Genomic DNA, 10,290 nt, shown 5'->3' on the forward strand with positions numbered 1-10,290 from the left:
ACACATTTGTTACGGATGAATTGAGCAGTACGAATAGCATCGTCTATGGCTTGATACTGTTGAGTTTTAGCTTTAACTTTAAACTCTAAGACAAACATTTTACGCAGGGGGTACTCAGATAAAATCAGTATAGCACAATAAAAGTTAAGTTAACAAGCTATAGTTTAAAAAGCCGTCCTAAAAGGACGGGGCTTTAACCCAAAATTTCGGTAATCGCGATAGTCTCCCCTCACCGGCAGCAAGTCCCGCGCTTCTGCGTAGAGAAGAAATAATAATTTATACAGCAGGGATAAACTCGCCTCATACAATAAGTCTGGCTGTATGTCTGTATTTAATGATACAAAACCTTTAGAAATATCGGGAAAAATGCGATCAAAGACTAACTCTTTTAACTCGTTACCCACTCTGGTGGCATAGGTGGTACTCCCCTCCCGGACCCGTTCAAGGAAATTCTGACCGTGAATATCCTTAATAAAAGCCTCTTGACGGAAAAATAACCAGAAATACCGAAATTTTTGCCGATCTCCCCCTTCTAATAGTTCCATCAAATCCACTAGATAAAATTCCGTGGCAGTGGAGGACGCTTGACGGTAATATAAGCGCCATTCCCGACCATTGGTGAGAATACCCCAATCTACCCCCGTCCCCGTCAGGTAATTGGTGATCTGAAAGGAAGGATTACTATTTTTCCAGATATCTCGCTGATCATTCTTAGAAACGTCACTAAGAGAACGTTGCCAGTATTTAGCCTCAGCGATCGCTAAAACTTGACGATAAAAGGCTGTTTGATTATTCTGGAGAGCATAGGCTTGATAACGGTCATTTTCTCCGGCAAATAGAGCATAATCTGGCCTTTCTGACCTTCCTTTTCCTCTACTGCTTACCTGCGGTATATAACTAAAACCGAGAATTTCTAGAATCGGTTGTATTAATTCTGCTTCCGTTTGCGCTTCGTTAAGAGTCGGCAAAATCGCCTTTTTTTGTTGATAAAGACTCTCTAAGCGGGAAAACGCCACTGATACATCCTCTTGCCATTCCCCAGAATCCGGCAGCCGATGCTCAAGATAGTGTTGAGAAAAAAGCGGTTTATTGCCTGTTTGTCCTGACATGGCTGATTATCCTAGCATTGAGGGTATCTAGCCTAAAAATGAAGGGTTCGCAGGCAGGCACGGATTCCCATTATACAACAAGTATAAGGCAAGTCTCCGATTTTGTCAAGGGTTTTGGCCAAAAAAAAATCGCCTCTGGGAGGCGGGGGTGAAAGGTATCACCCCAACAGAAATATTAAACGCCAAAAGACTTACCACAACCGCAGGTTTGACTGGCGTTGGGATTAGTGAATTGGAAACCACCGCCGATCATCGCGTTGCTGTAATCTAACATGAGACCGTAGAGATAGAGCAGGCTTTTTTTATCAGAGACAATTTTAAAGCCATCGTAATCGAAAACCTCATCTTGAGGGGCAATATTGCTAGGATGCTCAAAATCCATCATATAGGACATTCCCGAACAACCACCTTGACGCACACCCACGCGCAGACATAAATCCTTGCCCTGTTGCTCTTTGAGCATGGTAAGGTGTTTGAGGGCAGCCTCACTGAGTAAAATTCCTTTTTCTTGAGTCTGAGTAGCTTGTGTCATCTTTAGCAGGAACTCCTAAACGCAGTTGAAGGGGACATATAAAACTTTACCTTCTCCTATCCATCTTAACGATAGTTGAGGGCTGTTGACTGAATTACTGTTTACTTTTCCCGGTCTCGCAGGAGTTATAGGGCAAAAAAAGCAAAAAACTGGGATTATTAATTAAATAGCGTTGCCAGAGACGACTAGGTTCTTAAAACAAACCATAGAGCCATTCTAAGCCGATTTTCATCACCCAACCGGGTGCTTGAGACAATTCGCCTTCCCTGGGGGGAGGAAAATCAAATCAGGAAAACGCTGCTTTGGGGATGCCGAAAAAGCAGCCGGAAAATATCAAAAGAAATTCACCTTTCTAAGCGGAGATTAGCGCCACTGCTATCGGTGCGATAAACCCAAGTTTTTTGCTTATCAGTCAGAATAATTCGCCATCCTTGCACCAGTGCTTGGGTACAGAATTCTCCCGGTTTAGCTAATCCTAAACAACCATCGGGCCAGGTTTGTGGTTGTGCTGCTTGAATTTGCAAGCGATTAACGGATATATTGGTTTTCCGACTCAAATCTTGACGGGTAGCGGCGATGACCGAATTAGGTGGCTCAGGAGATGCTAAACTAGGTGGTGCTAAGAGGAGAGAAAGCAGGCTAATTAGCATTAAAGTGCCAGTTGATACCCGAACAATTCTCGTTTTACCGATTGGTACTTGCTGGCTTTGGCTAAAATTTTTTCTAGATATCATCTTTAGTCCTGTCTCTTTCCTGGGAGTGATAGTCTGAGCGAATCTTCCTGTTTATAACCAGTGTAACCGATACTATGTTCCCTCTCTGGTTTTCGAGCAGAAGCAGCAGTCACTCTCAGTTTTCGTTGCCATCTCCTGAAAACTTCCGTCTCTTTAAGTGGCGATGGCGATTAAAATAGATGAGTATGAACTATCTTAGATGGATGGACTTATGTTATCTTTTTTCCTCCGTTGGTTGATTACCGCCGTCTCTTTATTGATTACAGCGCGAATAGTACCTGGTATAGAAATTAAAGATTTTACCGTGGCTTTGATAGCTGCTGTCGCTTTGGGTTTAATTAATGCTATCATTAGACCCCTGTTGATTCTTTTTACCCTGCCTTTAACCATTTTGACCCTAGGGTTATTTATTTTTGTGGTTAATGCCATTTCCTTTTCTTTAGCCTCCTATTTTATCCGTGGCTTTGAGGTAAAATCATTTTTTGCTGCTTTATTCGGTTCGATCGTGGTTTCGATCATTTCAGGAGTTTTAAATGGTTTTTTCGTTGACTAAAGTGGGCAATAATTCGTTTGTTTAAAACAGCTTGACTTACTCTGATCTAGAGACGTTGATTATAACAACGTCTCTCTAGTTTTTGGTAAATAGCGATAGTTTTTATTTGAGAATCAGGGAATTAAATTGACAAAAAGATTGACAAAAATTATCGTTTGTGTTAAACAAGTTATATCGATTATTTACCAGAGGGCTTTAGGGTATGTTTATTATTTTATGTATGAGATCGCTTAGAACTACACCCAGAAAATCTCTAGGGATTTACCGTGGCTTTTGTCGTTAAAAATCAGGAAAATTTAATCCCCAAATTTCCATATCAAGCACCGAGAGCAAGTTCAATTACTATTAGAATAGTAACTTTTTGTGAAGATTTGGCTAACCGGGATGATCCGATCAGACAAAACAAATATAATCATCTTAATTAGATGACTAATGAGCTTTCTCGATCATCTTTCCAGACAGCATAACTACAAGAGTGTAGCAGGGAATTGTTGAGCTAAGGAGATTAACTAATCTCAAGTCAATTTTTCTTGTCTGTGTTAGCTTGAGAGACACAATCATCGCGGCAAAAGTTTTTTTCATTCAATTTAGAGGTTTTAAAATGACTAATAATCAGGAAAATCTTAGCAAAGAAAACAAAATTTATACAGTTCTCAGTATCGGTCAAAGAGGAGCAGGAAAAACAGTTTTCCTAGCGGCATCTTATCAGACTTTCAAAAATCAAGCAACTTCGGGAAATCCGGCTAATATTGTCTTCAGATCTCAAGAGGAAGAAAGCGAAGAAGATATTGAAAAAATTCTCAATTATGTCGCTAGAACAGGTCAATATCCCCCCGCCACTTTAAAAATCAGTAACTTTGATTTTAGTTTAGAGAAAAAAAGCGGTGATCGATCGGATAAAATAGCGACAATTCGCTGGTGGGATATACCGGGAGAAAGTTGTCAAATCTATAATTTAGCCTTTGTCAATATGGCTTTACAGGCTAATGCTTGTTTACTGTTTTTAGAAGCAGCAAGTTTATTAAATGATTCAGACAAGCATAATAATTACCTGAAAATTTTTCAAACCTTGATCGAGATAATTAACCATAATAAAACTAGGTTTAATTTAGGCATTATTATCAGCAAATGCGATCTAGTTGTCTCTGACCAAAAATGCTGGCAAAACCTACAATTAAAAGTCAAAGAATTAGAGCAAAAACTGCGAGAGCAAAAAGTTAATCACCGTTTTTTTTACTCAACAGTTTTAATTGATTCCCAGCAAGGCACACTGCAAGCAAATCAAGCTTTAGACTCCCTATCTTGGTTATTGTCTCAAATCGATCAACAACTGGTAAACTTTTCCTAAATGACCAGCACTATATCCGATCCATTTGCAGCAAGATTAGTAAAAAAATCTCTCAAAAATCTGCTGACTGCCTTATAACAGTCATCTTAATGGTGAGGTGTGAAGTTTTCGTTTTGGGGAGTCGGCACCAAATTAGGTGACAGTTCATCTTGAGGAGAAATGCCGTCAAATATCTCCCCAAAAACTAGAAACAAGACACAATTGTGTTAAAATTATTTATAACAGCGCACAGGAGCGCTTAAAGGTTACAGATCATGTCCTTGATCGTTGAACAACTGATTTATAGCAGTTTCTCACAACTGGGATTTAAATATATCGCTAGTGTCAATGTCCCCCTAGGGATTCAACAGTTTTTTTATCAACATATAGTCTCTCAGTTATGGGACACCTATAATCCTCCAGACAGGAAATTTAAAGGAGTCTATATCTATCAAATTGACTCCCATAACACCCTCTTTGGTTGGTTAATTAACGATGGTAAGGATGAATTTGGTCGTGGGGACATCCCCTACTTTCATTGTTATTATTTACAGAAACTACTCGACTCGAAACAACTGTTTAAAATCCTTGCCTGTCTAGAAGCAGGCCCCCTAAAACGTATTTCCAGAGATGAGGCTAAAATCTCCCTTGACCCCGTAATTTTAGCCGACAATTATCAGGCAAATGCCTTTGAATTAGGGATTAAACTTTCTAAAGATATTCGTCTGTTTAGCCACCGGCAACTGCGGGAAGAAAAACCCCTGCAATGGTTTATCTCCTCGAAAGAAACCAAAGAACGACAAAAACCCACCGATAATAACTATGATAACTCTAAAAATACCTTACCTAGGGAACCAAATTATCAGGTAGAAATTGCCAAAATCCTGCAAGAATTAGCCGAAAAACCGCTCGCTATTGAGGGGATCATGCTTGTTTCTCCCCAGGGTCAACCTTTGACTGATTCCATCGGCATGGAACACAATAGTGCTTTAATCTTAGCAGGAACAATGCTCTATCTTGCCAATAACACAAAAGAGGAATTAAGCTGGTCTGATCTGGAACAAATTGCTATTCGCAGTCCCCAGGGTCATCTGATCTTAACCCCTTGCAGTGACCAAGCTTTTCTTTTAGTGAAAACTGGCAAAACGATCACGGGATTGTTAGAGGTAGAAATCCAGAAAACTCGCTCAAAATTACAAAAAATTCTCGCTATCTCTAACCCCACCCCCCAAACTCCTCTCTTAAATCCCGCAGCTAATCCCTTCCTTGATTCCGTTGTAGAAGAATTCGAGATCGTCCTCGAAACCGAAGATTCAGTAATCAGTAATCAGTAATCAGTAATCAGTAATCAGTGATCAGTAATCAGTAGTCAGGAGACAGGAGACAGGAGACAGGAGACAGGAGACAGGAGATTATTTTTATTTATACTTCCCACACCCTACACCCTACACCCCACACCCTACACCCTACACCCCACACCCTACACCCTACACCCCACACCCTACACCCTACACCCTGATCACTAAAAACCGATGAACCAATTAAACTTAGAAGTTGCGGGAAAAAAAGAACGTTTAGATGCTTGGATGGGGTCACAATTGCCCGATTTATCGAGATCGAGGCTGCAAAAACTGATAGAACAGGGATATATACAGTTAAATGGTCAAATTTGCACTAATAAAAATACTAAAGTTGGTCAAGGCGATCGCTTAAAGATTACCATTCCCGACAGTCAACCCCTGGAATTAACCGCCGAGGCGATCGAGCTTGATATTCTTTACGAAGACGAATATCTGATTATTATCAATAAACCTGCCGATTTAGTGGTTCATCCGGCTCCCGGCCACGAATCGGGAACCTTGGTCAACGCTTTACTGCATCACTGCCCGAATTTAGCCGGAATTGGTGGAATTCAACGCCCTGGTATAGTCCACCGCTTAGATAAGGATACCACGGGTGCGATCGTTATTGCCAAAACCGACCAGGCCCATCAACACCTACAGGCACAATTAAAAACCAAAACTGCCCGCCGGGAATACATCGCCCTCGTCCACGGTGTCCCCAAAACGGAGACAGGTACAATTGATCTGCCGATCGGTCGTCACCGCAGCGATCGCCAAAAGATGGCGATTATTGCCGTGGAAAAAGGAGGTAGAAATGCCGTCACTCACTGGCAAGTCAAGGAAAGACTGGGCAACTACACCTTAATGGAATTTCGCCTAGAAACTGGCAGAACTCATCAAATTCGCGTTCATAGCAGCCAAATCGGTCATCCGATTCTTGGGGATCCCCTCTATAGTTCAGGTCGTTCCATCGGGATTAATCTACCCGGGCAATTACTCCATGCCCATCGTTTAATTTTAGTACATCCGGTCACGGGAGAGAGCCTAGAAGCGATCGCCCCCTTACCCGCTATTTTCCCGAAAGTTTTAGGTATTTTACGGCAGAGAAACCCCTAGCGCACAAATTGGGGCATAATCTCCGCTGCTGTCCATAATCCGTAGATACCGCGACGATGTAGGGAAACCCCCGCTTTCAGATAACCAAAAGCTGGCCCGCAGACATTAGCCGCCATACTGGTTTCATCACCCAAAGTGAAGGTATGGGTGGAAATTTTGCCTTCAAAAGTCCGCCCCGTGACTTTAACATTGGTACTCAAGGGCTTTTTCGGGTTGCGCGTATCCACCACACCCCCGACGGAAACCCGATCGCGTCCACAAATTCCGGCTAATTCCAGCATAATATCGTCTGCGTGTTCCATATTTTCGAGGCTGAGAATGCCATTGGTTTTATTTAACAGCATTTCCACTTCCGCATCACTCATCCGGTGCGCCGTTTCTGGGTCGTAACCGGGTAAATGGGCGATATCTTCGCGAATAGTGGCACGATAAGCCTCCCAGTTGGCGATTCCCACGCCAAAGGTAATTTTAACGCTATGAATCTCCCCATAACTCTGGGCTGCTAGGGCGGCAGCCGCAGTTAACAGTCCGGGGGTAGCACCGCAGCCCGTCATGTAGGTGATGCCGGCGGCTTCTAGGTCTGCTTGTAGTGCTAAGATTTGTTCCATGGCGCTGGTGCGTTTGAGGGCATCGACTAAAACCCCGCGCCAACCTAAGCGAATGAAAGTTTTAGCGATATCGGCCATGAAATTGTTAGGTAAATTCGGTAAGGCGAGAAAATAGCCTTCTACGTCGGCAGTTTTGATTAATTCCTCGATACTGTTCTCGCTGAGACTGCCGTAATTTTCCAGATAACCGATCGAACCTTGGTCATGATAAATTTTGTTACAGGTATTGACATCTAGACCGTCTTTGTGGTAGGCAAAACCGGCTTTATCGGCGGCGGCAGTCCAAAGCATTTCCTGTTTGGGGGCGAGAATTCTAGCGGCAGCCTGTCCTAAACCACCAAAACCTAAAACACCGATCCGAATGCGATCGCTGGCTATTTGTTTATTCATTTTGTTCTGATTCCTATAGACAAAATTCTATGATCTCGGCGGTCGTGGTTCGCCGTTGCATCTCCTTTATTTTCAATTTATCGCTTCAGGTCGTCTTTTTTGTGTAGTTTTGTTAAATTATGCCTCCTCGGTCAAGGTTCGCCCTTGACGATGAAGAAAAGTTACGGGAAACTTACAAAAAATGAAAGTGGTTGGCTGAGATAATATAAAGTTTTGCTAAAATTTTAACCAGATTGCTACGATTAGCAAACTATCGTAAATTAAAACGATAGGGAGCTTTGCAAACCCCAGATCACGCTGAGAAGAGCTATGAGCATGGAAAGCCTAGAGTTTATTATCTATCCCGATGGTCGCGTCATGGAAAAGGTGACAGGCATAGTCGGTTCATCTTGTCAAGAGGTGACGGCGGCGATCGAGGCACAACTCGGGCAGCTGATGTCTCAAGAGAAAACCTCGGATTATTACCATCAAACCGTCAGCCAGTCAGAGAAAGTCAGCAACAAAGCCACTTTTAGCGACTGGTAATTTTTCATCTTTCCCAATCCCATTATTTAAGCCACTGAAAAACCATGTCACACTTTAGCAATATCAAAACCAAAATCCGCGATCTATCCTACCTAAAAGCCGCCCTAACGGATATGGGTATGGAATGGAAAGAGGGTTCTCACCCTGTCAAAGGTTATCAAGGTCAAACTTTAACCGCAGAGGTGGTAATTGAACAAGATAACAATTACGATATCGGTTTTCGCTGGAATGGTAACGAGTACGAGTTAGTTGCCGATTTGCAATACTGGCAACAACCCCTAACCGTAGAAGGATTTTTAAGAAAAGTAAATCAAGGTTATGCCTACCACACCATTCTGGCAGAAACTGCTAAACAGGGTTTTCAGGTGGCAGCACAGGAAAAAAATACTGATGGTTCTATTCGTCTAGTGGTACAACGTTGGAGTGCCTAATGGCTGATTTTTCTCCCGAACGCTCTGGTTTTGAACCAGAGTTGGGGGGATTCCTAAGAGATTCCCCCGATCGCACTGGTTTTGAACCGGAATTGGGCGGTTTACTGCGCCAGAAAGCGGTTTACGTCGATGAGGTCACTTGTATCGGTTGTAAACACTGCGCCCACGTTGCCCCCAATACCTTTTTTATTGAAGGCGAATACGGTCGCTCTCGTGTCTATAATCAGGACGGTGACGAGGAAGAAATTATTCAAGAAGCGATCGAGACTTGTCCGGTTAACTGTATTCACTGGGTTAATTATCATCAGTTGTCATCCCTTGAGGAAGAACGCAAACATCAAGTGATTAAACAGTTAGGTTTTCCTCAGATTCACAAGAAATTTAGCCCCGAAGATTTAGACATTTAGGGTGGATAGGTGCAGCCTCATCCATCCATTATTTCCTAGAAGTCATGGCAATCGCTAGAGAAATCCGTATAATATCCCTAGTAGCGTGTTGTACGGTAAATTTTCAACTATCATCCCCGTCGAGGAGGAAATAATGTCTGATCTTAAGATACTGGAATTGTTTAATACTAAAGCCGAAAAGATTCATAGATCGAAATTTTCAGAATATCTTAACCGAGAACGAGAGGTTACTTGTAGAATTACTAACGATCAGGTAGAAGTAACAGAAATCGGGCCAGATGAAGATTCTATAGCGGTTCTCACACCTGGGTGGCACAGTTAAACCTTTGCTGATTAAGCTTTTCAGGATTGAAAATGTACCTCTTGTGAACAGGAAACGCTATATATCAGCCGCTATGCTGACACTAAGAATGTTCATCCAAAAAAGTGATGTCATTTCTTTCAAAAACATGGAAGACTTATACTCTAGACTCAATATTTCTAAAAATCTAAAAGATGAGTTCAAGAGCCTTATATCTGAACTCAACGATTATCTTGATCGCTATTCTCCACTCACAATAAACAGCCATGAAATGCGTTTTGAAAAGTTGTCAACTTCAGAACCAAACCCAGACCAGCTTACTAATAGAGAATTAATGGATATATATTTGTATGGAGACTATGCACACTTGGATTCAAGCAAAAGGGTTCGGTTCGAGAGAATAGCGCAAAATAATCTGTTTGCGCCAATGGGGAATCATGTATTTGTCACTATAGTTAACAAACTTGTGGAGATTATTGATCGTGCAGTTGAAATGAATAAACAGGCTATTGAGCAATTAAAAGATCAGATCTAGTTCGAGCGCCGATCAACCAGAGCGCGTGTTCCGTAAGGAAACCCGACAACTTCGCATAAAATTAACGAGATGGGTGTTAGGTTTTGTGCCTCTACATTTATTAATAGTGCGATTGCGGCTCTGGTAACTATTGTAGAGTACGAAGCATGAAAAGTAACGCGCCGACTTATCGGATTTTCCTTCGCTATAATAAACCTATCCCTCTCAAATAACCACAAGGATACAAATGCCAGCCATATCCATGTTTTACGGAATTATTATTTATCGAAAATTTGGGTTAAAACCCCGTCGTTTTACGACGGCTTTTCTTGATCTTTAATATAGCACCTAAGAACTTCCAATGGCGCACCTCCTACAGAAGAAACAAAATAACTAGGCG

Annotated in this window: 11 protein-coding genes and 3 pseudogenes; 8 read left to right on the forward strand and 6 right to left on the reverse strand. The window is 42.0% G+C overall.

What is annotated here, in order from left to right:
* The 4 genes and pseudogenes from EWV84_RS13605 to EWV84_RS13620 form a co-directional block, all read right to left on the reverse strand.
* A pseudogene (locus EWV84_RS13605) lies at positions 1 to 98 on the reverse strand (RNA-guided endonuclease InsQ/TnpB family protein); the annotation flags it as partial.
* A gap of 111 nt (positions 99 to 209) precedes the next feature.
* Positions 210 to 1,109: pseudogene (locus EWV84_RS13610) on the reverse strand (Eco57I restriction-modification methylase domain-containing protein); the annotation flags it as partial.
* 175 nt (positions 1,110 to 1,284) lie between these two features.
* Positions 1,285 to 1,641, reverse strand: coding sequence for an iron-sulfur cluster assembly accessory protein (locus tag EWV84_RS13615; protein WP_287078412.1), 357 nt, complete (start codon positions 1,639 to 1,641; stop codon positions 1,285 to 1,287).
* Positions 1,642 to 1,985: 344 nt separating this feature from the next.
* The gene (locus EWV84_RS13620; RefSeq protein WP_287078413.1) at positions 1,986 to 2,375 is read right to left on the reverse strand and encodes a DUF8738 domain-containing protein; all 390 of its coding nucleotides are present in this window, start codon (positions 2,373 to 2,375) and stop codon (positions 1,986 to 1,988) included.
* A gap of 211 nt (positions 2,376 to 2,586) precedes the next feature.
* Here EWV84_RS13620 and EWV84_RS13625 point away from each other — a divergent pair, with 211 nt between their 5' ends.
* The 4 genes from EWV84_RS13625 to EWV84_RS13640 all read left to right on the forward strand — a co-directional run bounded on the left by EWV84_RS13625 (position 2,587) and on the right by EWV84_RS13640 (position 6,714).
* Positions 2,587 to 2,928, forward strand: coding sequence for a phage holin family protein (locus EWV84_RS13625; RefSeq protein WP_002752706.1), 342 nt, complete (start codon positions 2,587 to 2,589; stop codon positions 2,926 to 2,928).
* 601 nt (positions 2,929 to 3,529) lie between these two features.
* Positions 3,530 to 4,276, forward strand: a complete 747-nt coding sequence (locus tag EWV84_RS13630; RefSeq protein WP_287078414.1) for a TRAFAC clade GTPase domain-containing protein — start codon at positions 3,530 to 3,532, stop codon at positions 4,274 to 4,276.
* A gap of 254 nt (positions 4,277 to 4,530) precedes the next feature.
* Positions 4,531 to 5,589, forward strand: coding sequence for a roadblock/LC7 domain-containing protein (locus EWV84_RS13635; RefSeq protein WP_287078415.1), 1,059 nt, complete (start codon positions 4,531 to 4,533; stop codon positions 5,587 to 5,589).
* 198 nt (positions 5,590 to 5,787) lie between these two features.
* The gene (locus tag EWV84_RS13640) at positions 5,788 to 6,714 is read left to right on the forward strand and encodes an RluA family pseudouridine synthase (protein WP_287078416.1); all 927 of its coding nucleotides are present in this window, start codon (positions 5,788 to 5,790) and stop codon (positions 6,712 to 6,714) included.
* On the opposite strand, the gene bioU is transcribed toward EWV84_RS13640, so the two are convergent.
* The gene (gene bioU, locus EWV84_RS13645; RefSeq protein ID WP_287078418.1) at positions 6,711 to 7,712 is read right to left on the reverse strand and encodes a (S)-8-amino-7-oxononanoate synthase BioU; all 1,002 of its coding nucleotides are present in this window, start codon (positions 7,710 to 7,712) and stop codon (positions 6,711 to 6,713) included. The genes EWV84_RS13640 and bioU overlap by 4 nt on opposite strands.
* Before the next feature lie 309 nt (positions 7,713 to 8,021).
* Between bioU and EWV84_RS13650 the strand changes: the two genes are divergently transcribed.
* The 4 genes from EWV84_RS13650 to EWV84_RS13665 all read left to right on the forward strand — a co-directional run bounded on the left by EWV84_RS13650 (position 8,022) and on the right by EWV84_RS13665 (position 9,911).
* Positions 8,022 to 8,237 (forward strand): DUF2997 domain-containing protein, encoded by a 216-nt coding sequence (locus tag EWV84_RS13650; protein WP_286825012.1) that lies wholly within the window; start codon positions 8,022 to 8,024, stop codon positions 8,235 to 8,237.
* A 44-nt stretch (positions 8,238 to 8,281) separates the two neighbouring features.
* Complete coding sequence (locus EWV84_RS13655) at positions 8,282 to 8,668, forward strand: DUF1257 domain-containing protein (protein ID WP_286825013.1); 387 nt, start codon at positions 8,282 to 8,284, stop codon at positions 8,666 to 8,668.
* Entirely contained in the window at positions 8,668 to 9,075 is a 408-nt protein-coding gene (locus EWV84_RS13660) for a ferredoxin (RefSeq protein ID WP_287078419.1), read from the forward strand. Before EWV84_RS13655 ends, EWV84_RS13660 begins: the two co-directional genes overlap by 1 nt.
* Before the next feature lie 365 nt (positions 9,076 to 9,440).
* Complete coding sequence (locus tag EWV84_RS13665; RefSeq protein ID WP_287078420.1) at positions 9,441 to 9,911, forward strand: hypothetical protein; 471 nt, start codon at positions 9,441 to 9,443, stop codon at positions 9,909 to 9,911.
* A gap of 293 nt (positions 9,912 to 10,204) precedes the next feature.
* On the opposite strand, the pseudogene EWV84_RS23130 reads toward EWV84_RS13665, so the two are convergent.
* Positions 10,205 to 10,290, reverse strand: a pseudogene (locus tag EWV84_RS23130) (IS200/IS605 family transposase); the annotation flags it as partial.

The sequence above is a fragment of the Microcystis sp. M_QC_C_20170808_M3Col genome, from assembly GCF_007095505.1.
Classification (GTDB): domain Bacteria; phylum Cyanobacteriota; class Cyanobacteriia; order Cyanobacteriales; family Microcystaceae; genus Microcystis.

Excerpts from the sequence above, each read along its gene's own strand:
- EWV84_RS13615 (WP_287078412.1), bottom strand. The coding sequence starts at position 1,641 with ATGACACAAGCTACTCAGACTCAAGAAAAAGGAATTTTACTCAGTGAG.
- EWV84_RS13620 (WP_287078413.1), bottom strand. The coding sequence starts at position 2,375 with ATGATATCTAGAAAAAATTTTAGCCAAAGCCAGCAAGTACCAATCGGT.
- EWV84_RS13625 (WP_002752706.1), top strand. The coding sequence starts at position 2,587 with ATGTTATCTTTTTTCCTCCGTTGGTTGATTACCGCCGTCTCTTTATTG.
- EWV84_RS13630 (WP_287078414.1), top strand. The coding sequence starts at position 3,530 with ATGACTAATAATCAGGAAAATCTTAGCAAAGAAAACAAAATTTATACA.
- EWV84_RS13635 (WP_287078415.1), top strand. The coding sequence starts at position 4,531 with ATGTCCTTGATCGTTGAACAACTGATTTATAGCAGTTTCTCACAACTG.
- EWV84_RS13640 (WP_287078416.1), top strand. The coding sequence starts at position 5,788 with ATGAACCAATTAAACTTAGAAGTTGCGGGAAAAAAAGAACGTTTAGAT.
- bioU (WP_287078418.1), bottom strand. The coding sequence starts at position 7,712 with ATGAATAAACAAATAGCCAGCGATCGCATTCGGATCGGTGTTTTAGGT.
- EWV84_RS13650 (WP_286825012.1), top strand. The coding sequence starts at position 8,022 with ATGAGCATGGAAAGCCTAGAGTTTATTATCTATCCCGATGGTCGCGTC.
- EWV84_RS13655 (WP_286825013.1), top strand. The coding sequence starts at position 8,282 with ATGTCACACTTTAGCAATATCAAAACCAAAATCCGCGATCTATCCTAC.
- EWV84_RS13660 (WP_287078419.1), top strand. The coding sequence starts at position 8,668 with ATGGCTGATTTTTCTCCCGAACGCTCTGGTTTTGAACCAGAGTTGGGG.